Source organism: Mesorhizobium sp. M0136, from assembly GCF_040322515.1.
Classification (GTDB): Bacteria; Pseudomonadota; Alphaproteobacteria; order Rhizobiales; family Rhizobiaceae; genus Mesorhizobium.
The window spans coordinates 67,610-90,741 of record NZ_JAMYTP010000010.1 but is presented as its reverse complement, the minus strand read 5'-3'; the positions used below and the strand labels follow the sequence as shown (position 1 = coordinate 90,741).

21 protein-coding genes and 1 pseudogene are annotated in these 23,132 nt (G+C 63.6%); 13 read left to right on the top strand and 9 right to left on the bottom strand.

From position 1 onward, the window contains the following. Positions 1 to 8 precede the first annotated feature (8 nt). Entirely contained in the window at positions 9 to 608 is a 600-nt protein-coding gene (gene pncA / locus NKJ35_RS14340; RefSeq protein WP_352506043.1) for a bifunctional nicotinamidase/pyrazinamidase, read from the bottom strand. Positions 609 to 879: 271 nt separating this feature from the next. Here pncA and NKJ35_RS14335 point away from each other — a divergent pair, with 271 nt between their 5' ends. The 6 genes from NKJ35_RS14335 to NKJ35_RS14310 are packed head-to-tail and all read left to right on the top strand — an operon-like array spanning position 880 to position 7,941. Continuing rightward, positions 880 to 1,740 carry an FAD binding domain-containing protein gene (locus NKJ35_RS14335; protein ID WP_352647838.1) on the top strand — a complete coding sequence of 287 codons (861 nt, stop codon included), beginning with the start codon at positions 880 to 882 and terminating at the stop codon, positions 1,738 to 1,740. Beyond that, positions 1,740 to 4,493 (top strand): molybdopterin-dependent oxidoreductase, encoded by a 2,754-nt coding sequence (locus tag NKJ35_RS14330; RefSeq protein ID WP_352647837.1) that lies wholly within the window; start codon positions 1,740 to 1,742, stop codon positions 4,491 to 4,493. The genes NKJ35_RS14335 and NKJ35_RS14330 overlap by 1 nt, the downstream gene beginning before the upstream one ends. After that, positions 4,490 to 6,034, top strand: a complete 1,545-nt coding sequence (locus NKJ35_RS14325; RefSeq protein WP_352647835.1) for a 6-hydroxynicotinate reductase — start codon at positions 4,490 to 4,492, stop codon at positions 6,032 to 6,034. The genes NKJ35_RS14330 and NKJ35_RS14325 overlap by 4 nt, the downstream gene beginning before the upstream one ends. Next, positions 6,031 to 6,906, top strand: a complete 876-nt coding sequence (locus tag NKJ35_RS14320) for a UPF0280 family protein (protein ID WP_352647833.1) — start codon at positions 6,031 to 6,033, stop codon at positions 6,904 to 6,906. Before NKJ35_RS14325 ends, NKJ35_RS14320 begins: the two co-directional genes overlap by 4 nt. Then, entirely contained in the window at positions 6,899 to 7,483 is a 585-nt protein-coding gene (locus NKJ35_RS14315) for an amino acid synthesis family protein (protein WP_352467809.1), read from the top strand. The genes NKJ35_RS14320 and NKJ35_RS14315 overlap by 8 nt, the downstream gene beginning before the upstream one ends. After that, a complete protein-coding gene (locus NKJ35_RS14310; protein WP_352648015.1) occupies positions 7,480 to 7,941 on the top strand; it encodes a MarR family winged helix-turn-helix transcriptional regulator in 462 nt (153 codons plus the stop codon). Before NKJ35_RS14315 ends, NKJ35_RS14310 begins: the two co-directional genes overlap by 4 nt. Before the next feature lie 68 nt (positions 7,942 to 8,009). Here NKJ35_RS14310 and NKJ35_RS14305 read toward each other — a convergent pair whose 3' ends face one another. From NKJ35_RS14305 to NKJ35_RS14295, 3 genes are read right to left on the bottom strand one after another with little or no spacing between them, the layout of a single operon-like run. Next, positions 8,010 to 8,975: a substrate-binding domain-containing protein gene (locus NKJ35_RS14305; protein ID WP_254815861.1), complete on the bottom strand. Its 966-nt coding sequence runs from the start codon at positions 8,973 to 8,975 to the stop codon at positions 8,010 to 8,012. Further along, positions 8,972 to 10,285, bottom strand: a complete 1,314-nt coding sequence (locus NKJ35_RS14300) for an ABC transporter permease (protein WP_352647831.1) — start codon at positions 10,283 to 10,285, stop codon at positions 8,972 to 8,974. The genes NKJ35_RS14305 and NKJ35_RS14300 overlap by 4 nt, the downstream gene beginning before the upstream one ends. Beyond that, a complete protein-coding gene (locus NKJ35_RS14295; protein ID WP_352647829.1) occupies positions 10,282 to 11,865 on the bottom strand; it encodes a sugar ABC transporter ATP-binding protein in 1,584 nt (527 codons plus the stop codon). The genes NKJ35_RS14300 and NKJ35_RS14295 overlap by 4 nt, the downstream gene beginning before the upstream one ends. Before the next feature lie 215 nt (positions 11,866 to 12,080). Here NKJ35_RS14295 and NKJ35_RS14290 point away from each other — a divergent pair, with 215 nt between their 5' ends. Then, entirely contained in the window at positions 12,081 to 13,100 is a 1,020-nt protein-coding gene (locus tag NKJ35_RS14290; RefSeq protein ID WP_254815864.1) for a LacI family DNA-binding transcriptional regulator, read from the top strand. A 254-nt stretch (positions 13,101 to 13,354) separates the two neighbouring features. Then, positions 13,355 to 13,978, top strand: coding sequence for a L,D-transpeptidase (locus tag NKJ35_RS14285; protein WP_254815865.1), 624 nt, complete (start codon positions 13,355 to 13,357; stop codon positions 13,976 to 13,978). Between the two features lie 155 nt (positions 13,979 to 14,133). On the opposite strand, the gene NKJ35_RS14280 is transcribed toward NKJ35_RS14285, so the two are convergent. The 3 genes from NKJ35_RS14280 to NKJ35_RS14270 form a co-directional block, all read right to left on the bottom strand. Next, on the bottom strand, positions 14,134 to 15,135 hold the full coding sequence (locus NKJ35_RS14280) for an LLM class flavin-dependent oxidoreductase (RefSeq protein WP_352647826.1): 1,002 nt from the start codon (positions 15,133 to 15,135) through the stop codon (positions 14,134 to 14,136). 154 nt (positions 15,136 to 15,289) lie between these two features. Further along, a complete protein-coding gene (locus NKJ35_RS14275) occupies positions 15,290 to 16,450 on the bottom strand; it encodes an AI-2E family transporter (RefSeq protein ID WP_352477022.1) in 1,161 nt (386 codons plus the stop codon). Positions 16,451 to 16,583: 133 nt separating this feature from the next. After that, positions 16,584 to 17,645: an LLM class flavin-dependent oxidoreductase gene (locus NKJ35_RS14270; RefSeq protein ID WP_352647824.1), complete on the bottom strand. Its 1,062-nt coding sequence runs from the start codon at positions 17,643 to 17,645 to the stop codon at positions 16,584 to 16,586. 227 nt (positions 17,646 to 17,872) lie between these two features. Between NKJ35_RS14270 and NKJ35_RS14265 the strand changes: the two genes are divergently transcribed. Continuing rightward, positions 17,873 to 18,301: a DUF6481 family protein gene (locus NKJ35_RS14265; RefSeq protein WP_023718183.1), complete on the top strand. Its 429-nt coding sequence runs from the start codon at positions 17,873 to 17,875 to the stop codon at positions 18,299 to 18,301. Between the two features lie 169 nt (positions 18,302 to 18,470). Here NKJ35_RS14265 and NKJ35_RS14260 read toward each other — a convergent pair whose 3' ends face one another. Next, positions 18,471 to 18,596, bottom strand: a complete 126-nt coding sequence (locus NKJ35_RS14260; protein ID WP_013528464.1) for a hypothetical protein — start codon at positions 18,594 to 18,596, stop codon at positions 18,471 to 18,473. Between the two features lie 216 nt (positions 18,597 to 18,812). Here NKJ35_RS14260 and NKJ35_RS14255 point away from each other — a divergent pair, with 216 nt between their 5' ends. From NKJ35_RS14255 to NKJ35_RS14245, 3 genes and pseudogenes are all read left to right on the top strand, one after another. Continuing rightward, positions 18,813 to 19,622, top strand: a complete 810-nt coding sequence (locus tag NKJ35_RS14255; protein WP_352647822.1) for a transglutaminase-like domain-containing protein — start codon at positions 18,813 to 18,815, stop codon at positions 19,620 to 19,622. Positions 19,623 to 19,744: 122 nt separating this feature from the next. Then, a pseudogene (locus NKJ35_RS14250) lies at positions 19,745 to 20,680 on the top strand (cation diffusion facilitator family transporter); the annotation flags it as partial. A gap of 108 nt (positions 20,681 to 20,788) precedes the next feature. Further along, positions 20,789 to 21,193 (top strand): GFA family protein, encoded by a 405-nt coding sequence (locus tag NKJ35_RS14245; RefSeq protein ID WP_352648013.1) that lies wholly within the window; start codon positions 20,789 to 20,791, stop codon positions 21,191 to 21,193. A 39-nt stretch (positions 21,194 to 21,232) separates the two neighbouring features. Here the strand turns inward: NKJ35_RS14245 and NKJ35_RS14240 are convergent, their stop codons facing one another. Then, complete coding sequence (locus tag NKJ35_RS14240; RefSeq protein WP_352477027.1) at positions 21,233 to 22,495, bottom strand: DNA recombination protein RmuC; 1,263 nt, start codon at positions 22,493 to 22,495, stop codon at positions 21,233 to 21,235. Positions 22,496 to 22,598: 103 nt separating this feature from the next. Between NKJ35_RS14240 and def the strand changes: the two genes are divergently transcribed. After that, positions 22,599 to 23,129: a peptide deformylase gene (def, locus tag NKJ35_RS14235; RefSeq protein WP_352477028.1), complete on the top strand. Its 531-nt coding sequence runs from the start codon at positions 22,599 to 22,601 to the stop codon at positions 23,127 to 23,129. The last annotated feature ends 3 nt before the right edge of the window (positions 23,130 to 23,132 follow it).

Here is a 23,132-nt window from a genome sequence, read left to right as displayed (position 1 = left end):
GATGACGTTCAAATCAGTGCCACGCCGGCATCGCGCATCCGGCCCAGCATCGTCTCCATGGAGCCGTTGAGATCGATGCCGCGGCAGGCGTCGAGCCGCACCGATGTCGCAAAGCCGAGCTTGACCGCGTCGAGTGCCGAAAAGGCGACGCAGAAATCCGTCGCCAGGCCGACCAGGGTCAGCGTATCGATATTTCGCTCCCGGAGATAGCCGGCAAGGCCGGTCGGCGTCGTCCGGTCGTTCTCGAAGAATGCCGAATAGCTGTCGATCGCAGGACGGAACCCCTTGCGGATCACCAGCTCGGCCTTGCTCCAGGCCAAGCCGGAATGGAAGTCCGAACCAAGGCTGCCCTGGATGCAGTGATCAGGCCACAGCGTCTGCTCGCCATAAGGCATGTCGATCGTTTCGAACGGTCGCTTGCCGGGGTGGCTGGAGGCAAAGCTCGAATGGCCGGCAGGGTGCCAGTCCTGCGTCAGCAGGACGTGCTCGGTCCGCCGGATCAGATCATTGACCAACGGCACGATTTCGTCGCCACCGGCCACTTCCAGGGCGCCACCTGGGCAGAAATCGTTCTGCAGGTCGATAATGACAAGCGCTTCGTCGGCCATGGAGCCTCCTTATTTTCTTCGTCCTGAGCTTAGGCTCCAATGAAAACGCGACCGGACGCAGAAACTTGACCAGATGGCCGGCTGCGTCAACCTCTCGTGGCATAACAAATGCGTTCCGGGCGCACGGTGCCAACAGCCGTGCAAACTCTGGCTTTGACAATTCCTGCCGGCTTGATATCATTTGCATACGAATGAATTTCCTGCCTTGAATGCTCGGGAAAGTCTTTCGGCAGGATCCCCTCTCGGGAAGCCCATTCTGGGAAGGCAAAGCGTGATCCGTTACGCAAAACCCACCACGGTCGACGACGCCCTCGCGTTGCTGGGCGAAGGGCAATGGCGCATCCTTGCCGGTGGTACCGATTTTTATCCGGCTCAAGGCAGCAAGCCTTTCCGCGACAATATCCTCGACATCAATGGCCTGGCGGTATTGCGCGGCATTGCCGAAGCCGAAAACCATTGGCTCATTGGCGCCCGCACCGCTTGGACCGATCTCGTCCGCCATCCGCTGCCGGCGGCCTTCGACGCGCTGAAGCAGGCGGCGCGGGAAGTTGGCTCGGTGCAGATCCAAAACGTTGCCTCGATAGCCGGCAATCTCTGCAATGCCTCGCCGGCCGCCGACGGTGTGCCGGCGCTGCTGGTGCTCGATGCCGAAGTCGAGCTGCGTTCCTCGGTCGCGACCCGGCATTTGCCCCTTGCAAAGTTCATTCTTGGCAACCGTCGCACCGCTCTGCAGTCCGGCGAAATGGTGACGGCAATCCGTATTCCCAAACCTGCGACCGCCGGCGGCTCCGCCTTCGTGAAACTCGGCGCGCGGCGTTATCTCGTCATCTCCATCGCCATGGCCGCCGCACGCCTGGCCGTCGAAGATGGTATCGTCAGGAAAGCGGCCGTCGCCGTCGGGTCCTGCTCGGTCGTCGCCAGGCGCCTGGCGGGCGTCGAGGCGGCGCTGCGCGGCTTGCCCGTCGGCCCCGCGCTGGCCGCTGCAATCCGGTCCGCGCCAATGGACGAGTTGTCGCCGATCGGTGACGTACGCGGCAGCGCCGAATACAGGCTGGATGCCGCGCGCGAGATCGTCGTCCGTGCTGTGCTTGGTGCTGTGGGCGTAATCCCTGGCGAAAGGGCGGCGGCCTGATGGGGATGGAGCGCGCCGACATCGCCTTCGAGGTCAACGGCGCCGCCGTCAGCGTTTGCGTGCCGCCGGTGCGGCGGCTGTCCGCGGTGTTGCGCGACGAGCTGCGGCTGACCGGCACCAAGGTCGGCTGTGATGCCGGCGATTGCGGCGCCTGCACGGTGCTGGTCGACGGCGAGCCGGTCTGCGCCTGCCTGATGCCCGCGGCTTCCGCCTCCGGCACCGTCGTCACGACCGTCGAAGGTCTCGGCAATGGCAGGCTGTCGGCACTGCAAGCCTCGTTTCTCAGCCATGGCGCAGCACAGTGCGGCGCCTGCACGCCCGGCCTGCTGGTCGCCGCAACGGCACTCCTGGACAGGACGCCTTACCCGAGCGAGGCTGAAACGCAGGATGCGCTCGGCGGTGTACTCTGCCGCTGCACCGGCTACCGCAAGATCGTCGCGGCGGTGATGGATGCTTGGCGCCACGACGGCGGTCTCGATCAGCGCATGCCATCCTCTGGCCACGCCGTCGGCTCCTCCCCGATCCGCCTCGATGGCGTGCCGAAAGTCACTGGCGACGAAAAATTCGGCGGCGATTCCTTCCCCGCCGATGCGCTGTCCGTGCTGGTGGTCCGCTCACCGCACTATCATGCGGCCTTCAGCTTCGGCGATCTCGGCAGCTGGGTGAAATCCCGTCCCGGCATTGCCGGCGTCTTCACCGCCGCCGACATTCCGGGAAAGAATTGTTTCGGCGTCATCGCGCCCTTCGCCGACCAGCCGGCGCTGGCCGAAGGAGTTTCGCGCTTTCGCGGCGAGGCGGTGGCGCTGGTTGCCGGCGAACGCGAGGCTATCCTCGATCTCGACCTAGCCGATTTCCCTGTCAGTTGGACCGAGTTGCCGCATTTTCTGGAAACTGGCGAAGCGCAGGCCGGCGGCGCGCCACTGGTCCATGAAAACCGGCCCTCGAACCTGCTCACCTCCGGCTTTGTCGAGCGTGGCGACCCCGAAGCCGCGCTTGCCGGTGCGGCTTTCGTCGTTTCTGGCGCCATCGACACCTCCTATGTCGAGCACGCCTATATCGAACCGGAAGCCGGCTATGCCTTCATGGACGGCGACACGCTGGTCGTCGTCGCCTGCACGCAGGCGCCCTATATGGACCGTGACGACACCGCAAAAGTGCTCGGCCTTACCCCGGAAAAGGTGCGCATCGTGCCGACCGCGACCGGCGGCGGCTTCGGCTCGAAGCTCGACGTCTCGCTGCAACCGCTCATCGGCCTCGTCGCCATGAAAACCGGCCGACCGGCGGCGCTCGCCTACAGCCGCACCGAATCGATGATCTCGACCACCAAGCGCCATCCAGCCCTGATGAGAGCGAGCATCGGCGCCAATGCCGACGGCCGTGTCACCGGCATGGTCTTCGCCGGCGATTTCAACACCGGCGCCTATGCGAGCTGGGGGCCGACGGTCGCCAGCCGCGTGCCGGTGCACGCCTCCGGCCCCTATGCTACGCCGAACTATCGCGCCGAAGGCCGTGCCATCCACACCAACGGCCCGATTGCCGGCGCCTTTCGCGGTTTCGGCGTGCCGCAGGCGACGATCATGCAGGAGACCTTTTATGACGAGCTGGCCGACAAGCTCGGCATGGATCGGCTCGACTTTCGCCTGAAGAACTGCCTTCGGAACGGATCCGAAACAGTTACCGGGCAGCGGCTTGAGTCGGGCGTCGGCATCGCCGACTGCCTGGAGGCCCTCCGTTCACATTGGCAGCGTGCCGTTCGCGATGCCGAAGCGTTCAATGCCGGTAGCGGCATCAAAAAACGCGGCGTCGGCATCGCTTCTTGCTGGTACGGCTGCGGCAACACCTCGCTGCCCAATCCGTCGACCATCAAGGTCGGCATCTCGATATCGGGCGAAGTCGTCCTGCATCAGGGGGCGGTCGATATCGGGCAAGGCTCCAACACCGTCATCGCGCAGATCTGCGCCGACGCGTTGGGTCTGCCATTGGAGATGTTGCGGCTGAAAGGCGCCGATACGGCGATCACCCCCGATGCCGGCAAGACCTCGGCCTCGCGCCAGACTTTCGTCACCGGCAAGGCCGCCGAAAAGGCCGGCCGCGCCTTGCGCGAGGAGATCTTGCGTTTCGCCAATGTCTCGCAAAAGGCGGCGATTGCGCTGGACGGCACAAGCCTGAGCATCAGGGAAGGCGAAGCGACGCGCCGCATCGATCTTTCCTCGCTGAAGGCAGACGCCGAAGGTTTTGTCTTCCGGGCCGAGGAAAGCTACGACCCGCCGACGCAGCCGCTCGATGCAAAAGGTCAGGGCAAGCCTTACGCCGTCTATGGTTATGGCGCTCAGATCGCCGAACTGGAGGTCGACCTCAAGCTCGGCACCGTGAAGCTGGTAAAAATCACCGCCGCCCACGATGTCGGCAAGGCCATCAATCCCTTGCTTGCCGAGGGCCAGATTGAGGGTGGCATCGCCCAGGGCATCGGCATGGCGCTGATGGAAGAGTATATCCCCGGCCGCACCGAAAACCTGCACGACTATCTGATCCCGACGATCGGCGACGTGCCGCCGATCGAGACCATCCTGATAGAAGTTCCGGATCCGGAAGGACCGTTCGGAGCCAAGGGCTTGGGCGAGCATGTGCTGATCCCGACGGCGCCGGCGATCCTCAACGCCATCCGCCATGCAACAGGTGTGCTGGTCACCAAAATTCCGGCGACGCCGACCCGCATCCGCGCCGCCATCCTCGACAAGGAGGCGCGCCGATGAGCGAGCTTGCCGAACGTTTCGAGACACATGATCCCGGCGAGAAGCTGGTGGCCGAGAAGATCCGCTGCGATGCCTGTCCGGTCATGTGCTACATCGCCGATGGCCGCACCGGCGCCTGCGATCGCTACGGCAATGTTGGCGGCAGGATCGTGCGGATGGATCCGCTGACCATCCTCGACCACGCGGCCGAGACCGGCGCCGCAATCGTACCCTTTGCCGAGGAAGGCGAGGCATGGGACGGCGAACTGGTCAACACCGGCCGCCGCTTCGTCACCGCCATCGGCGCCGGCACCACCTATCCCGATTACAAGCCGGCGCCTTTCATCGTCAGCCAGGAGGTCGAGGGCGTCGATCTGGTCACCGTCGTCACCGAGGGCATCTTCTCCTATTGCGGCGTCAAGGTGAAGATCGACACCGATCGTCATATCGGCCCCGAAACGGCGACGGTCCGTGCCCAAGGCGAGGCGATCGGCCATGTCACCACCGGCGAATACGGCTCGCAGATGCTGTCGCTGGGCGGCGTACATCATTTGACCGGCGGCTCGAAGGCTGAAGGGCGCGCCACCTGTGACGCCATGCTCGCCCTGTGCAACCGCAAACCGGTCGAACTCGTCATCGACGGCGGCGCCACCGTCATCGTCGAAGCCGGCAAGCCGCCGGTCATCGACGGCAAGCTCGAACAGCGCATGCGCGTCGGCTGCGGTTCGGCCACCATAGGCATGTTCGCGACCCAATGGCGCGGCCTTGTTGACGAGGTGGTGGTGGTCGATGACCACATCACCGGCGTCGTCTCCGAGCATCAGGCCGGCAAGGTGCTTGGCTGGCAGGATACCGGCATCAAGATCATCGGCCGCCGTTCGACGCCGGGCCGTTATTTCAAGGTGTCGGAGCCCGGCCTCGGCTGGGGCGGCACCAGTATTTCCGACCCGCTGTCGATCCTTGGTGAATGGAACGCCAAAAAGGGTGCGCGCCCCGGCATGTCGCTGCTGATGGTCTCGACCACCGGCGAGCAATTCGCCTATTACGAGCTCGACGACGAATTGAAGCCTGTGCAGAAACCGTTCCCGGAGCGGCTGCGGAAGTCGGTTGAACTGATTGAGGACAATTGCGAGCCGGCGCTCTGCACCGTGCTTTTCGTCGGCGGCGCCGGCGGGTCGCTGCGCGCCGGCGTCACCGAGAACCCGGTCAATCTGACCCGCTCGGTGCAGGGCCTCAAGACCTATGTGACGGTCGGCGGCGCGCCGGTCTATGTCTGGCCGGGCGGCGGCATCACGCTGATGGTCGACGTCACCCGCGTGCCGGAAGGCGCCTTCGGCTATGTGCCAACGCCGGCGCTGGTGGCGCCGATCGAGTTCACCATGCGCCGCGACGATTATGTCAGGCTTGGCGGCTACGAAGCCGAAATCCGCAGCGTCGACGATATCCTGGCCAAGGGCGGCGAATATCTCAATCCGCGCCGCGGCACGGCCGCACCCCTTGACAATCCCTGGCCGCCGCTGGCTCAGTTGCGTCGCGCGGCCGCAAACGGGGCTGGGCGATGAACGGCCCGCAGGCGCATTGGCTCGAGGACGGCCGGAGGCTTCACCTCAATCATGGGCCGATCGACCTGATCGTCGAGGCCTTCGGCGAGGCGAGTGAATGCAGCGCCGCATATCATCAGGCAGTGGCGCGCTTCCAGACAATCCTGGTTGAACTGGTCGAAGAGTTGCCCGAACTGCGGCGCCCGGCCAGCTCGCGGTCACGTGCTTTCGCTGGCCCGACGGCGCGCCGCATGGAAGCGGCGGTCGTTCCGCTAGCGAAACAATTCATCACGCCGATGGCGGCCGTCGCCGGCTCGGTAGCCGACGAAGTGCTCGGGGCCCTGCTTGCCGGCCGCCGGCTCGAGCGCGCCTATGTCAATAATGGCGGCGACAGCGCGATCCATCTCGGCAACGGGCAGTCGATGACGCTTGCCATTGCCGGGACAGGTCATGGGTTGGCAGATCGTCTCACGATCCGCGCCGAAGACGGGATCCGCGGCGTCGCGACAAGCGGCTGGCGCGGCCGCTCCTTTTCGCTCGGCATCGCCGACGCGGTTACGGTGCTGGCGCGAACGGGTGCTGAAGCCGACGCCGCCGCGACCTTGATCGCCAACGCCGTCGACCTGCCCGGTCATCCAGCCGTTAGGCGCGTACGGGCGCGCGATCTCGCGCCTGACAGCGATCTCGGCGACCGTTTGGTGACGCAGGGCGTGGGGCCGCTTTCCGCCGCTGAAATCGCTATTGCTCTGGAAGGTGGATTTGCCGTTGCCGAGGAGTTTCGGCGGCGCGGCCTGGTTGCCGCCGCGGCGCTTTTCCTCGGCGGTCAGGCGCGCATCGCAGGTCCGATGGGGCTCGCCAATAAAGCTTTAGAGAGGGAAATTGCTCATGCCTGAGTTTCCGATCCGCAAGATCGCCGTGCTGACCGAAGAGATTTTTCACGAGGGCGGGCCGGTGGCGAAGGTGCCGCGGCGCCGCGCCGCGGCCATGGCTGTGGTCAAGAACCCGTTCGCCGGCCGTTACGTCGAGGAACTGCAGAGCGCCATGGAGGATTTGAAGCCGCTCGGGCTGCTGCTCTCCGACAGGCTTATTGCCGCATTGGGCGGCGACGTGAAACAGATCGACGGTTACGGCAAGGGCGCCATCGTCGGCATGGCGGGCGAGCTGGAGCATGGCGCGCTGTGGCATGTGCCGGGCGGCTATGCCATGCGCGAACGGCTCGGCGACGCCAAGGCGATCGTGCCGTCGGCAAAGAAGGTCGGCGCTTTCGGCGCGCGGCTCGATGTGCCGCTCGGCCACATCAACGCCGCCTATGTGCGCAGCCATTTCGATGCCATGGAAATCGGCATCAGCGATGGCCCGCGTCCCGACGAGATCCTGTTCTGCCTCGCAATGACCTGCGGCCCGCGCGTGCACGACCGCATGGGCGGGCTGGCGGCCAAGGATATCAAGGCATGGGACGGGCTGCGGTGAGCGCCGAAGACAATCTGCTCAAGCTGGTCGAGGCCGAGGAGCCTGACGAAAACGACTATCGCTTGCAGGAGCAGGTCGGCTTCATCCTGCGCAAGGCGCATCAGCGCCATGTCTCGATCTTCGCCGCACACATCGCCGATCTGACGCCGCCGCAATTTGCCGCTTTGGCCAAATTGCGCGACGTCGGCGAGACCTCGCAGAACCAGCTTGGCAGCCTGATCGCCATGGATGCGGCGACCGTGAAGGGCGTCATCGACCGGCTGAAAGCGCGTGGCTTTGTCGAACTTAGCAAACACGAAGTCGACAAACGGCGCCTACTGGTCAATCTGACGGCCGAGGGGCGCGACGCGATCGAGCGGCTGATTCCGCTTGCCCGCGAGATCACGCAGGAAACGCTGGCGCCGCTTTCCGTCAAGGAGGCTGCCATTTTCATGAAGCTGCTGGGCAAGCTGGCTTAATCTGCTGCCGGCCGGCGTTTGATTGTTGTTCCTGCCGGGCGCTGGACGCCCGGCAGGAAAGCCTCGTCTCAGAGGCCGTTGTCCTTCAGGATCTGGGCGGCATTTTCCTTGGTGATCTTCTGCGTCGGCAGGGTGATGGTCTTTTCCACCTTCTCGCCGTTCAGGAACTTGATCGCCTGCCGCAGCCCTTCGGCGCCCGGCGTCACATAAGTGAACGTCGCCGTCAGCTCGCCATTGGCGACCAGCTGCACGCCTTCATTGGGCAGGCCGTCGATGCCGATGAACTTGATGTCCTTCTCACGTCCGACGTCCTTGGCGGCAAGATAGGCACCATAGGCCATCGGATCATTATGGCCGTAGACAAGATCGATCTTCTCGTTGTTACGCAACGCGGTCGCCATGATGTTGTAGGCCTGGTCCTGCTTCCAGTCGCCCGACTGCTGGTCGAGCAGGTATTTTATGCCCGGCTCCTTGTCGGTGAATTCATGGAAGCCGTCATGGCGATCGTGTGCCGGCTGGGTGCCCATGCCGCCCCAGATCTCGACGACGTTGCCGGCGGCCTTGCCCTTGCCGCCAAGCAGCTCGACGGCATATTCACCGGCAGCCCGGCCGATCAGCTTGTTGTCGCCGCCGACGAACTGCGTGTAGTCATTGGTTTCGACGTTGCGGTCGAGCACGAAGACCGGGATCTTGGCATCGATCGCCTGCTGCACGACACCGGTCAGACCGGCGGATTCTTTCGGCGATACCAAGAGCGCATCGACCTCCTGACGGATCAGGTTCTCGACGTCGGCCACCTGCTTCTCGGTCTTATCCTCGCCGTCGGTGATGATCAGTTCGACTTCCGGATGCTTGGCCGCTTCGGCCAGGATGTCCTTGTTGAACTGAGCCCGCCAGGGTTCGATGGTCGTCACCTGCGAGAAGCCGATCTTCCACTTCTTGTCCTGCGCATGGGCGCCGCCGGCAAGCATGGCGGTCGTGGTCAGGAGTGCCGCTGTCAGCCCGGCGAGCTTCAACAATTCACGTCGTTTCATTTCTTGTTTCCTCCAATATTCAGAGACGCGGTCTCTTGCGACGGCCGCTTTGCCGCGGCCGTTTCCTTGTGCGCTTGCCCACCGGGCAGCCGCAGATAGAAGAGAAGATCACCGGCATTGCGCTCCTGCACGAGCACGGTACCGATGATGATCATCCCCTTCAGCACCAGCTGAAGGTTCGAATTGATGTTGTGCAGCTGCAGGATGTTGGAGAGCAGCCCGAAGATCAGCACGCCGCAGAACGTCCCGGTGAGGCTGCCGCGTCCGCCCATCAGGCTGGTGCCGCCGATGACCACGGCGGCAATCGCGTCGAGCTCCAGGCCGGCGCCGGCGTCCGGCTTGCCTTGCCGGTACTGCGCGACATAGAGCACCGCCGCGATGCCGGCCAGCAGCCCTGACATGGCATAGGTGGCGATCTTCACGCGGCCTGCGGCGATGCCCGATAGCCGCGCCGCCTCCTCATTGCCGCCGATTGCATAGACGTAGCGGCCGAACGGGGTGAAGCGCAGCACGGCGCCGTAGATCAGGATGGCGCCTAGGAAGAACAGGCCCGGCATCGGGATCACGCCGAATACCAGCGAGCGCAGCATTTCGAAATCGGCCGTGGCGTTCGAGCCGGTATAGACCGGCAGCACCGCATTGTTCTGGCCGGCTGTCAGCCGGGCGATGCCGAGCGCAGTAACCATCATCGCCAGCGTCACGATGAAGGGCTGCAGCCGCCCCGCGACGATGATGAAGCCGTTGAGCGCGCCGAACAGCAGGCCGACGCAAGGCGCCACCAGCAGCACGCCGAGCACGCCGAATTTTGAGCCTACCTGCGGCAGCAGGAACCACAGCACCAGACTGCACAGGATCACCCCGACAATGCCGGGCGTCACCAGCCCGCGAACGCTGTCCAGCCTGATGTCGTGCGTCGCCTGCGCGCCGGCACGGGATTTTTCGACGTTCAGCAGGATGAAACGAGTGACGAGAATGCCGAGGCAAAGGGCTGCCACGGCAACTGTCGGCACCCCAAGCACCACCGCCGGCGTCACGCCGGGGACCGTCAGCAGCATTGCACAGACCACCGTACAGATCGCCATCAGCGAGCCGACGGAAAGGTCGATACCGCCGGTAATGATCACGGCCGTCATGCCGGTGGCAATCAGGCCGGTGGTCGACACCTGGCGCAGCACGTCGAGCAGGTTGCCGTAGGATAGGAAAATGTTGTTGCCCTTGGAGCTGATCGGCGAGCCGAGCACGCCGATCAGGAAGATAGCGATCAGGCCCCAATAGAGCTTCGTCCGGGACAGGATATGCAAAATGCTCATGCGGCAGGCCTCGTCATCGTCCGTCGCGGCGCCGCAAGCCGCATGATGGCCTCCTCGCTGGCTTGCGCGCGGGACAGGATTCCCGTCTGGCGGCCGTCGGCCATGACCAGGATACGGTCGGAAAGATGCAGCAGCTCCGGCAATTCCGAGCTGATGACCGCGATCGCCAGCCCGTCTCGCGCCAGTTTGATGATGAGATCGTAGATTTCCCGCTTGGCGCCGACATCGATGCCGCGCGTCGGCTCGTCGAGCAGCAGCACCCGTGGCCTCGTCGCTAGCCATTTGCCGATGACGACCTTCTGCTGGTTGCCGCCGGACAGCGTGCCGGCCGGCTGCTCGACGGTCTCGCAGCGAATGCCGAGCGCCTTGACGGCGTCCCGTGCCAGCCCTTGCTCACCGGCCAGCGAGCGCAGGCCGAACCGCGCCAGCGCACCGACCAGCGGCAGCGCGACATTGTCGGTGATCGAGGCCTCGAGATGCAGGCCTTGCGTCTTGCGGTCTTCCGTGACCAGGGCGATGCCGAGCCGGCGCGCATCGCGCGGCGAACGGATTTCTACCACCTCGCCATCGAGCCTGATCTCACCGCCGGCACGTCCGCCGCTGGACCCGAAGATGGTTTCCAGGATTTCGGTCCGGCCCGAGCCCAGCAGCCCCCCGATACCCAGGATTTCACCTGCGGCAAGATCGAAACTGACGCCGTCGAGCACGGTGCGCCAGCCATGGCGATTGGGCTTCGACAGCGACAGCTCGCTTACGGAAAGGACGGTGTTGACACCGGGGATGCGGTGCTCCTGGGAGGAAGCCAGCAGGTTTCGCCCGACCATCGCCGAAATTATGGCGTCTTCGTCGAGCTTGTCCATCGCCCGCGTCAGGACGTGGCGTCCATCGCGGAACACGGTGACCCGGCTGGCCAGATGCATGACTTCGTCGATGCGGTGCGAAATGTAGACGATCGCCACGCCGCTGTCGGCGAGCTGGCGGATGATGCGGAACAGCCGCTGGCATTCGGCTGGCGAAAGCGCTGAGGTTGGCTCGTCCATGATCAGAATGCGCGCCGACATCGACAGCGCCTTGGCGATCTCGACCAACTGCTGTTCGCCGACGCGCAAGGCACCGACGCGCGCATCCGGATCGAGCTCGATGCCGAGCCTTTGCAGCAGCGCGCCGGCAGCGCGGCTGCTCGCCTTGCGGTCGACGATCAGCCCGGCGATCAGCTTCTCGCGGCCGAGAAAGATATTGTCGGCGACGCTGAGTTCGGGGACGAGATTCAGCTCCTGGTGGATGATGGCGATGCCGGCGCGCTCGGCTTCGCGGACGCCGGCAAAGCGCACCGCGTGGCCATCGATACTGACCGTTCCGTTATAATCCGTATAGACGCCGGACAGGATCTTCATCAGCGTCGACTTGCCGGCGCCGTTCTCGCCCATCAGCGCATGAACCTCGCCGCGCCGCAGTTCGAAATCGACATCGACAAGCGCGGCGATGCCACCGAAGGACTTGGAGATGTGCTCGGCGCTCAGCACGATAGCCGAGCCGTCCGCCACAACGCCTTGCGCAGGGATGGAATTGCCGTGCTGCATGAAGGACGGCCTCCCTCCGTCGCCACCGAACACCTCAAACGCTAATCTAAACGTTTCGATCATGTCAAGGCAATATCTGGAGTCCGAGATTGTTCCATTTCAATTCTTGCGCGAAACCGTAAGATTCCGTACGTATTGCTGCCGTGGAGTGGTGAAACGTTTCGAAAATGACAGCGTCAGGACGAAAAAAGCAGCGCAAATTCACTGCTCCGACCATGCTTCACGTGGCCGAGGCCGCGCGTGTTTCCGTGGCCACCGTATCGGCGCTGATCAACGGCACCGCGACCGTCAGCCCCGAGCTCAGCCAGCGCATCGAACAGGCCATCCGCGACATCGGCTACAAGCGCAACGCCATCGCCCGCAGCCTGAAGATGGGCACCACACGCACCATCGGGCTCACCGTCCCACACATCACCAACCCGTTCTTCACCGACGTGGTTTCGGTCATCCAGCAGGCTTTCGACAGGGCCGGCTACGCCGTCATGCTGTGCTGCACCGACGAGCACCTGAACACGCAGGACGACCAGATCAGACTGCTGCTCGACCGCATGGTCGACGGACTGATCGTCGCGCGTGTCGGCGACGGCGCGATCCTCAAACGGATTGTCGACGACGCCAACGTGCCGGTCGTGCTGCTCGACCGTGTTTGCCAGGGTGTCGACACCGATGCCGTCGTTCTCGACAACCAGCGCGCGGTGTTCGACGCCATCACCTACCTGATCGATCTCGGCCATCGGCGCATCGGCTACATCTCCGGCTCGTTCGATATCTCGCCGATGCATGACCGCATGGCGGGATACCGCGAGGCCCTCCAGGCCGCCGGCCTGCCGGCCGAACCCGAGCTCGTCCGCTTCGGCAACTTCCATGAAGTCGACGGCTACAACGCCACCATGCAGCTGCTTTCGCTGCACGACCGGCCGAGCGCCATCTTTTCGGCCAACAACCCGATGGTGATCGGCACGATGAAGGCCATTCGCGATATCGGCCTGTCCTGTCCGGAGGATATTTCGGTCGCCTGCTTCGACGACTTTCCGTGGTCGGATGTGTTCCGGCCGCAATTGACCACGGTCGCACAGCCGGTGCAGGCGATTGGCGAACAGGCGGCCAATCTGCTGCTCGACCGGCTCGCCGGAAACAGGGATGCGCCGCCGCGCAAGCTGACGCTCAAGGGTCGCCTGATGATCCGCAATTCATGCCGTCCGCTAGGTGCGACTGCGCAGAGCGTCAGCGCGTAGCGCTTGGGCTCCGTTCAGAAACTTTGCACTGCCGGACGGACCAGCGGTCCCCCTGTCCTGCCGACCCGGGCCTTCGCAGCCACTACGGGCGTTCGTCGTTCGAAAACCGAGCAATGGAAGGACGCGGCGCCGATCGAGCCAAGTGGCCAACGATCAGCCAGCCGACAGTCAGGAAAATCTTGGCAATCGAAGCAGGTCGGATTAGGAATATGACGAGATGCGGCTGATCGTCCACACGGGCGCCGGCTTGAGTCATGCGCGTGAAATCGATCCTAATCGGGCTGGTTCTTGCTGGGATGGCCGTATTCTTCGGCTGCACCACCGGCGGCGCATTAAAGACTTTCCCCTCGGCCTATGGCGGCCTCACCGACGCCGGTTTTCGCGTTCCGCCGGTTCCGATCTACAAGGTTGACCCAAAGTTCCATCGGCAGACAGTACCTTATGCGACTGAAGAGGCGCCGGGCACCATCATTGTCGATACAGGAGCGAAGTTCCTCTACTACGTGTTGGGAGACGGTCAGGCGCTGCGCTACGGAATCGGCGTTGGCAAGGCGGGCTTCGAGTGGCATGGCACCGCTCACGTTGCGAGGAAGCGCGAATGGCCGGATTGGAGCGCGCCGTCTGCGATGATCGTGCGCGAGCAGAAGCGAGGCCGCATCATACCGGCCCATATGGAGGGCGGACTCATGAACCCGCTCGGGGCGCGGGCGCTCTATCTTTTCAACGAGAAAGGTGACACTGGATATCGCCTGCACGGTAGCCCTGAATGGTGGTCCATCGGCAAAGCTGTGTCGGCGGGCTGCATTCGCCTCATGAACCAGGACATCATCGATCTCTATGACCGCGCCACAATCGGCACCAAGGTGATCGTCATTTAATGGACGCCGCGTTTCCCGCAAACGGACGAGCATGAGGATCGAAAACCTCCGCGTAAAGCGCGCGAAATGTTCGCTGTGTCTTCGCACACCTGTTCGCGAGGTTCCCTGCCCAAGGCCGGCCTCGCCCGCAACTGTGGCAAGTGGCGAACCAACTCTCAGGCAGCTTCCGACAGCGATTTGTGAGCGTCGGCCAGGATCTCGAACGAGCGCACCCGCGCCGCATGGTCGAAAATCTGCGCTGTGACCATCAGCTCGTCGGCGCCGGTGCGGCGCACGAAGGCCTCGATGCCTTGCCTGACCGTTTCGGGAGAGCCGACGACGGCGCAGGAAAGCGCTTGGCCGAGCATGGTCTTGGCCATTGGATCGAGGTCGCGCTCATATCCTTCGACTGGCGGCGGCAATCGGCCGGGCCGGCCGGTGCGCAGATTGACGAAGGCCTGCTGCAGCGAGGTGAACAGCAGCCGCGCCTCGGCATCGGAAGGAGCGGCGAAGACATTGAGGCCGAGCATCACGTAGGGCCTGTCGAGCTGCTCCGAAGGCTGGAAACGCGAGCGGTAGATCTCCAGCGCATGGTCGAGCTCGGCCGGCGCAAAATGCGAAGCGAAGGCGTAGGGCAGGCCGAGCATGGCGGCAAGCTGCGCGCCGTAGAGGCTGGAACCGAGAATCCAGATCGGCACCTTTTCGCCCTCGCCGGGCACCGCGCGGATGCGTTGGCCGTCTTCGGCCGGCTGGAAGTAACCCATCAGCTCGACGACGTCCTGCGGGAAATTGTCGGCGCCAGCATCGAGGTTGCGGCGCAGCGCCCGTGCCGTGGCCATGTCGGTGCCGGGCGCCCGCCCGAGGACGAGATCGATGCGACCGGGATGCAGAGCGTTGAGCGTGCCGATTTGCTCGGCGATGACCAGCGGCGAATGATTGGGCAGCATGATGCCGCCGGCGCCGACGCGTATCGTCTTGGTGCCGCCGGCCACATGGGCAATGACCACCGAGGTGGCGGCGCTGGCGATGCCCGGCATGTTGTGATGCTCAGCCAGCCAGTAGCGCTTATATCCCAGCCGCTCGGCATGGCGGGCGAGATCGAGCGAATTGGCGAGTGACTGCGAAGCGTTGCTGCCTTCGACGATCGGCGACAGGTCGAGAACGGAAAGAGCGGTCATCGGCGCGGGGTTTCCTGTGGGCCGAACGGATGTAGGAAGCCGTTGCCGAGGCGGCAAATTCAAAATGTTGATTGAGCACTGCAGGCACAACGGACGTGCCACCGATGCAAGGTCGTGATCCGCCCCAATCGGGGGACGTTTTTGACCTTAGCCGCTACTTTTTCGCCTCGTGAATTTCTTCGTCCTCGATCACCGCCGTATGCTGCGCCGCGAGGAAATTGCCGACATGACTGAGGCCGTCGAAATGATCGCAGAACACCTTGATGACGACCAGCAGCGGCACCGCCAGCAAGGCGCCGACGAAACCCCACAGCCACGACCAGAAGGCGATGGCGATTAGGATCGCCACAGCGTTGATCTCGAGACGGCGGCCGACCACCGTCGGCGTCACGAACTGGCCTTCGACGACATCGCACATAAGGACGAAGGCCGGCGCCAGCAGCGCATAGGAAATCGTGTCGAAGCTGATCAGCGCGATGATCGTGACGAGCGTGATGGTGGTCAGCGCCCCGATATAAGGCAGGAAATTGAGCAGAGCCGCTGCTGCGCCCCAGACCTGCGCGTTGGGCACGCCGAGCGCCCAAAGGCCGAGCCCGATGACAATGCCGAGACATGTATTGATCACCGTGACGGTAAGCAGATAATGCGAGATTTCACGTTCGACGTCGTAGACGACGCGCAGCGCCCGCTTCTTTTCGCTGAGACTGGGGAAGGACTGGACGATCTTTTCATAGAACATCGTGCCCGAGGCGAGCAGGAACAGCGACAGGACGAAGACGATGGTAACGCTGACGCCAGCCGACAGCACATTGCCGGCCGCCTGCGAGAGAATACCGGATGGCGCCATCGCCACCCTCTGAACGCCCGGCTCCTGGGATGTCTGTGTCAGGCCCTCGATCTGGCGCGAAATCTCTACGATCCGTTCGAACGGACGGCGCAATTGTGCCAGACGTTCGGTAAGCTGCTGGCCGATCGTCGAGGTGTTGTTGATGAGGTCGATGACCGGGCCGCTGAGCAGATATCCCGCGACGGCGACGAGGCAGAACGAAAGCAGCACCAGCAGTGTCGCCGAAATGACATCGGGCATGCCATGCTTGCGCAGGAAGCGAACGATCGGCGTCAGCGTCAGCGCCAGCAGGAAAGCCAGAATGACCGGCATGAAGAAGGCACGGGCGAAGTAAAGCGCGTAGATCGCCATAAGGATGAAGATGCCGACGAGCAGCGAACGCATCAGATGCGCATCCGCCCGCGCCTCGACGCGCGGATCCGGGCTTTCGGCAGCGCTTGCGCCCGAAGCGGCGGGTTCGGCTTTCATTCTGACCCTCGGCGGCACACCGCGATTGGTGCAGACCGTTGGCGAAAACGCCTCTGTCGCTTCAAGGTTCCGTTAGCCGGCGTCACCGGCAAGGCCGCCTCGCGGCCTTGGCAATGAATCAGGTGACTGGGAATCAGGCAACCGGCGCCGCCACGGCGGGAACGGCCCTCGCAGTTTCCCGGCGCACGACCGGCGCCACCTTGGTGCCGTAGAGTTCGATGGCCTTCATCACCTTGGCGTGCGGCATGGTGCCGATCGCCATTTGCAGCAGGAAGCGGTCGTTGCCGAATATCCTGTGCTGGGCAATGATCTTCTCGGCCACCTGTTCTGGATTGCCGACGAACAGCGCGCCGTTCGGGCCGCGCGATTGGTCGAAATGCGCCCGCGATGTCGGCCCCCAGCCGCGCTCGCGGCCGATACGGTTCATCACCTCGGCCTGCGGCCCGTAAAAATCGTCGGCTGCCTGGTCCGTGGTCTCGGCGATGAAGCCGTGCACGTTGAGACTGGTGGCAAGGCTTGCCGGATCGTTGCCGGCGCGTCTGGCTGCATCCCTGTAGATGTCGAACAGCGGTGCGAACCGCGCCGGCTCGCCACCGATGATCGCCAGTGCCAGCGGCAACCCGAGCACGCCGGCGCGGGCGACGGATTGCGGTGTTCCACCGACGGCGATCCAGATCGGCAATTTGTCCTGCAAGGGCCGGGGATAGACGCCGCGATCATTGATCGGAGCGCGCAGACTGCCCGACCAGGTCACCTTGACATGATCGCGGATGGCGAGCAGCAGGTCGAGCTTCTCGGCAAAGAGCTCGTCATAATCTTCGAGATTGTAGCCGAACAGCGGAAAGGACTCGATGAACGAGCCGCGCCCGGCCATGATCTCCGCCCGGCCGCCGGACAGAAGGTCGAGGGTGGCAAACTGCTGGAAGACGCGCACCGGATCGTCGGACGACAGCACGGTGACAGCGCTGGTCAGCCTTATGCGCCTGGTTCGTTCGGCGGCCGCCGCCAGTGCCACCACCGGAGCGGAGGCAGCGTAATCGGGACGGTGGTGCTCGCCGAGACCAAAGACGTCCAGCCCGACCTGGTCGGCGAGCTCGATCTCCTCGATCAAATTGCGCAGCCGCTCGTGCGCACCGATCGCACCGGGACCCGGTTCCAGGCTGACGTCGGCGAAAGTGTAGAGACCGAGTTCCATAGTGTGTCATCCCAGCGTTTGTCCTGGCTACAGGTAGCGATCAGTCCGCCGCCCCGCCAGATGGCTGGATGGTGAACAGTGCGGGTGCCTTTCAGCCGAATTCAATCGAAATGACGTCTCCCGGCTGCAACAGATCAGAATTTCATGGCTGGCATACCGTTTTGGCGCTTGAACTCTCGGTTTTCACGCGTATGTAAGCCTCGCAAATTGACTTCAGGGAAGTGGACTTGGCTATCTATAGGGAAAAAGACGTTTTCGAGCGGCGCAATGCCGCGAACGAGGCAAAGAAGGCGCTTCTGGAGCGCTTCAAGGCAAAGCCGGCGGCAGATGATCCAGCGGTGCTGGCACGACAGGCCGAGCGCAAGGCGATCCTCGAGGCCCGCGCGATACGCGAGGCCGAAAAGGCCAGGCTGAAGCAGGAAAAGCTGGCGCGCGAAGCGGCCGAAAAGGCCGAGCGCGAGGCAGCCGCCGAAGCGGCACGCATCGCCGCCGAAGAGGCTGCACAGGCCGAAGCGAAGATCCGGGAAGCTGAAGAGAACGAGCGCATCGCCCGTTTTCTTGCCGACGAGGCCGAACGCAAGGCCAAGCGTGACGCACGCTATGCCGCGCGCAAGCAGCGCACCGGCAGGACGCCGCCCGGCTTCTCCGCGCGATAACGCCTCCGGCACTGATTCAAGCCATCGGAACGCTCCGTTTCGATGGCTTTCGGCCGATTTCTTGAATGCGTGAAATCTGTCTTCGCCGCATCGATAGGGGATGCGCGCGAGCTTAATGAACAATCATGCCGGCCGCGTTTGCGGCCGGTCGAAATAAGCCGAAACGGCCCTACTTGTCCTTCAGCTTCATCGCCTTCACCGGCGGTGCCTTCAGGGCCGGCGCCGGAGCGGGTTTCTTCGCGTCCTTCTTCGGCTTGCGGGCTTCCTTGCCTGCCTTCATCGCACCCTTAGCCATGATTCGTTCCTCCAGTTGATGTCTGGCGAAGTGAAACAAGAGAAAACGCTCGACTGCAAGAGGCCGCTGCCGGGCAGTCGCCCTGACCGATGGCTGTCAACCGGTTTCTAATTCCCTCGTAAACCGCAGCGGTCCGTGCCATGGTCTTCTTCGCACTGCAGCATCAGCCCTTGCGTTTCGCCGGCTGATAATCAGGCAGGCCGGTCAGGGACGACAATGCGGATCCACATCGGTTGCCAGATGAGCTTCGACTTCCCGCAGGAAACACCGCTGATCGCGATGCTAAATGTCCATTATTCGCGCGCATCCGATCTTGAGCGGCCGGACTTCCTGACGTCGAACCCGCCGGTGCCGATCGAGAGCTACCGCGACAGTTTCGGCAATTGGTGCAACCGTCTCGTTGCGCCGGCCGGGCGCTTTGCCTTCGGCACCGACGCGGTCATCCGCGACCCTGGCTCCTTCGAGACGCGCGAGCTGACGGCGTGGCAGCACGAGGTGCGCGATCTGCCGTCGGAGACGCTGCTGTTCCTGCTGCCCAGCCGTTATTGCGAGAGCGACGTGCTGTCGAATGAAGCGTGGCGGCTGTTCGGCAGCACCCCGCTCGGCATTCCGCGCGTCCAGGCGGTCTGCGACTTCATCCATAACCACATCGTCTTCAACTATTTCAATGCACGGCCGACACGCACCGCCGCCGAGGCCTATCGCGAGCAGAGTGGTGTGTGCCGCGACTTTGCTCACCTCGCTGTTGCCTTCTGCCGCGCCCTGAATATTCCAACCCGCTACTGCACCGGCTATATCAGTGACATCGGCCTGCCAAAGCCGTGGTCGGACATGGATTTCGCCGCCTGGATGGAGGTCTATCTCGGCGGCCGCTGGCACGCGTTCGACCCGCGCAACAACGCGCCGCGCATCGGCCGCATCCTGATTGCTTCCGGGCGCGATGCCGCTGATGTGCCGCTGACCCACATTTTCGGGCCGGGCGCGCTGGCTGGCTTCAAGGTCTGGACGGACGAGGTCGTCGAATAGCCCCGCGCCGCCCTTTTGGATAACTGACCTCGTGAACAACTCGGCGCTTCAGGCGTTGTGAGAGCTGTGGAGCGTGGGCGGGCGCTCCGCCAATCTCGGTGCATCAACCAAGGCAGCACACCGTGGCGGCGCATGGCGGGTCGAAAAAAGTGATCTATGCGGCGCTCGCCGGAAATCTTGCGATCGCACTGACCAAATTCGCCGCTGCCTTGTTCACGGGCAGCTCGGCAATGCTCTCGGAAGGCGTCCACTCGCTCGTCGATACCGGCAATGGCAGCCTGCTGCTTTACGGCATGCACCGCGCCGCGCGCCCGGCCGACCGCACGCATCCGCTCGGCCATGGCCGCGAGCTGTACTTCTGGAGCTTCATCGTTGCGCTCCTCGTCTTTGCACTGGGCGCCGGCATATCGTTCTACGAAGGCGTGACGCACATCATGACGCCGGAGCCGATTGCCAACGCCAAGGTGAACTACGCTGTCCTTGGCCTTTCCTTCCTCTTCGAAGGCACCTCTTGGCTGGTGGCGCTGAAGGAGTTCCGCCACCAAAAAGGCAGCCACGGCTGGCTCGAGGCGGTGCAGCTCAGCAAGGATCCGAGTGTCTACACCGTACTCTTCGAGGACAGCGCGGCACTTCTCGGCCTCGTTGTCGCCTTCGCCGGCATATCGGCGGCGGAACTGCTGGACATGCCGAAGCTCGACGGCGCTGCGTCGATCGGCATCGCGCTGATCCTGGGCGCAACCGCGATCTTCCTGGCGCGCGAAAGCAAAAGCCTGCTGCTCGGCGAGCCGGCTTCGCCCGAGGTGCAAATGAAAGTATTGGACATCGTCCAGCAGGACCCGGCGGTGCAGCGGGCGAATGGCGCGCTGACGCTGCATATGGGTCCGCAGGAGATCGTCGCCGCTCTGAGTATCGAGTTCGAGGACCACTTGTCGGCGCCCGAGATAGAGACCTGCGTCGAACGCCTCGAGACGCGGCTGAAAGCGGAGATGCCGGAGGTGACGCGGCTGTTCGTCAAGCCTCAGACCACCGGCACCTGGGAACGCCGGAGCAAGGCCTTGGCGGGGCATCCGGACAAGAACCGGCCTAAGGAAAATGACTTGAGGAAATCGATGCGCCATTGGGCAGTCCCGGCTATGATCGCAGGCAAAAGCTCGGGAGGAACGAAGATGAAAATCGACGGCGGGTGTCATTGCGGCGCCATCACTTACGAGGCCGAGGTTGATCCGGAAAAGACCACCATTTGTCACTGCATCGATTGTCAGAAGCTAACCGGAACGGCCTTTCGCGTCACCGTGCCGGCGTCCGAGGACAATTACAGGATCACTAAGGGCAAGCCGAAAATCTACATCAAGACCGGTTCGAGCGGCGCCAAGCGCGCCCAGGCGTTTTGCGGTGAGTGTGGCTCGCATCTCTACGCCACGTCGGCGGGCGAGGGACCGAAGGTTTACGGCATCAGGGTCGGCACGGCACGGCAGCGCGAGCAACTGGTGCCGAGAAAGCAGATCTGGCACCGCTCGGCGCTGCATTGGCTGCCGGAATTCGAAGGCACGACCGTCATCGAGGAGCAGTAGCGCCAGATCCGGGTGAAGCCTCCGGTTCCGGCGTAGCTCTCAATCGTCGCCTTCGACGACCCTTAGCCTCAACTGCCCGGTTTTCGAATCGGCGACACGCGCGCTGCTTTCCGCTTTTGCTCCGCTGCCATTCGAACCAGCGGTATCCTCCGCCGGCTGCACGCCAAACTCCAGCGCCTCGATCTTTTGTCCGCGCCGGGTCACCTTCGATGTTGAGACAAGGATGTCCTCGATATCCTTGGCCGATTGACCGAAATGCGTCTGCAATTTACGCACCCGCTCGTCGAGCCGGGAGACGTCTTCCATCAGCCGGATGACTTCGCCCTGGATCAGGTGCGCCTGCTCGCGCATGCGTGCATCCTTGAGGATTGCCTGAATGACCTGGATCGACAGCATCAAAAGCGATGGCGAGACGATGACGATCCGCGATCGATGCGCCTTTTGGACAACGGCCTCGAAATTCTCATGGATTTCGGCGAACACCGATTCCGAGGGCACGAACATGAAGGCGGTGTCCTGCGTCTCGCCCTGGATCAGGTATTTTTCGGAAATATCGCGGACATGCACCTCGATGTCGCGGCGGAAAGCCTGTGCGGCCGACTTCTGCAGGTCGGCGCCTTCGGCGGCACGGATGGCATTCCACGCCTCGAGCGGAAACTTTGCGTCGATGGCAAGTGACGGCGCGCCGTTCGGCATCTTCACCAGGCAGTCGGGCCGGCTGCCATTCGACAAGGTAGCCTGGAATTCATAGGCGCCGTGCGGCAATCCGTCGGCGACGATGGCCTCCATGCGCGACTGGCCGAAGGCGCCGCGCGTCTGCTTGTTGGAAAGGATCGCCTGCAATTGCACGACCTGGCCGGCCAGCGACTGGATATTGCCTTGCGCGATATCGATAACCGCCAGCCGTTCCTGCAGCTTGGCGAGGCTCTCATGCGTCGATCTCGTCTGCTCGGTCATGGTCTGGCCCAGGCGGCCGGTCATGGCATCGAGGCGCTGGCCGATCGACTGAGTCAGTTCCGCCTGGCGCGCCCCGAACACTTCGGCGATAGCGCCCATGCGGCCCTGCATTTCCGCCTGGCTTGCCAAGATGCCGGCCATCCGCACCTCGGCGTCGCGGGCGTGGTCGGCGGCTTCGGCGGCCGCCACTGCACGCGCCTTGGCCGATCGCCAGAGCGCAACGACGAGCGCCACGAACAGTCCGAGGAACAGCATTGCGCCGAAACCCAGGGCTTGGCCGAGCGTGAGCGTGGTGGCGCCGAGGCGGGCGACAGGTTCGGACAGGATGGTGGCCAGATCGTTCATGCCGACAGCATAGATGATTCGGTCTGCCGGCACAGATCAAAACGTGAACGACCCGAAGCCGTCCCGGTTGACGCTTTTCCTGCGAGGTCTTAGGTGAGACGCCATGTCGATCAAGCCGCTTATCATCCTCCCCGATCCCGTCCTGCGCCAGGTTTCAAAACCGGTCGAGCGTGTCGACGGCGATTTGCGCAAACTGGCCGGCGACATGCTGGACACCATGTATGACGCGCCCGGCATCGGCCTCGCAGCGATCCAGGTCGGCGAACCCTTGCGCATGCTGGTGATCGACCTCGCCAAGGAGGACGAGACGCCGGCGCCGCACGTCTTCATCAATCCCGAAATCCTTGAAAGCTCCGACCAGCGTTCGGTCTATGAGGAAGGCTGCCTGTCGATCCCCGATTACTATGCCGAAGTCGAGCGCCCCGCCGCGGTGCGGGTGAAATATCTCGATCGCGACGGCAAGCTGCAGGAGATCGAGGCCGAGGGGCTGATGGCGACCTGCCTGCAGCACGAGATCGACCATCTCAACGGCGTGCTGTTCATCGACCACATCTCAAAACTGAAGCGCGACATGGTGGTCAAGAAGTTCAAAAAGCTCGCCAGGGACAAGGCGCCGGGCAAGATGGTGGGATAGGGG

Bases quoted from the DNA above. Each gene is read 5' to 3' on its own strand.
- NKJ35_RS14255 (WP_352647822.1), top strand. From the start codon at position 18,813: ATGCGGATCCACATCGGTTGCCAGATGAGCTTCGACTTCCCGCAGGAA.
- NKJ35_RS14295 (WP_352647829.1), bottom strand. From the start codon at position 11,865: ATGCAGCACGGCAATTCCATCCCTGCGCAAGGCGTTGTGGCGGACGGC.
- NKJ35_RS14260 (WP_013528464.1), bottom strand. From the start codon at position 18,596: ATGGCTAAGGGTGCGATGAAGGCAGGCAAGGAAGCCCGCAAGCCGAAG.
- def (WP_352477028.1), top strand. From the start codon at position 22,599: ATGTCGATCAAGCCGCTTATCATCCTCCCCGATCCCGTCCTGCGCCAG.
- NKJ35_RS14245 (WP_352648013.1), top strand. From the start codon at position 20,789: ATGAAAATCGACGGCGGGTGTCATTGCGGCGCCATCACTTACGAGGCC.
- NKJ35_RS14240 (WP_352477027.1), bottom strand. From the start codon at position 22,495: ATGAACGATCTGGCCACCATCCTGTCCGAACCTGTCGCCCGCCTCGGC.
- pncA (WP_352506043.1), bottom strand. From the start codon at position 608: ATGGCCGACGAAGCGCTTGTCATTATCGACCTGCAGAACGATTTCTGC.
- NKJ35_RS14300 (WP_352647831.1), bottom strand. From the start codon at position 10,285: ATGAGCATTTTGCATATCCTGTCCCGGACGAAGCTCTATTGGGGCCTG.
- NKJ35_RS14315 (WP_352467809.1), top strand. From the start codon at position 6,899: ATGCCTGAGTTTCCGATCCGCAAGATCGCCGTGCTGACCGAAGAGATT.
- NKJ35_RS14275 (WP_352477022.1), bottom strand. From the start codon at position 16,450: ATGAAAGCCGAACCCGCCGCTTCGGGCGCAAGCGCTGCCGAAAGCCCG.
- NKJ35_RS14285 (WP_254815865.1), top strand. From the start codon at position 13,355: ATGCGCGTGAAATCGATCCTAATCGGGCTGGTTCTTGCTGGGATGGCC.
- NKJ35_RS14280 (WP_352647826.1), bottom strand. From the start codon at position 15,135: ATGACCGCTCTTTCCGTTCTCGACCTGTCGCCGATCGTCGAAGGCAGC.
- NKJ35_RS14290 (WP_254815864.1), top strand. From the start codon at position 12,081: ATGCTTCACGTGGCCGAGGCCGCGCGTGTTTCCGTGGCCACCGTATCG.
- NKJ35_RS14320 (WP_352647833.1), top strand. From the start codon at position 6,031: ATGAACGGCCCGCAGGCGCATTGGCTCGAGGACGGCCGGAGGCTTCAC.
- NKJ35_RS14330 (WP_352647837.1), top strand. From the start codon at position 1,740: ATGGGGATGGAGCGCGCCGACATCGCCTTCGAGGTCAACGGCGCCGCC.
- NKJ35_RS14270 (WP_352647824.1), bottom strand. From the start codon at position 17,645: ATGGAACTCGGTCTCTACACTTTCGCCGACGTCAGCCTGGAACCGGGT.
- NKJ35_RS14325 (WP_352647835.1), top strand. From the start codon at position 4,490: ATGAGCGAGCTTGCCGAACGTTTCGAGACACATGATCCCGGCGAGAAG.
- NKJ35_RS14305 (WP_254815861.1), bottom strand. From the start codon at position 8,975: ATGAAACGACGTGAATTGTTGAAGCTCGCCGGGCTGACAGCGGCACTC.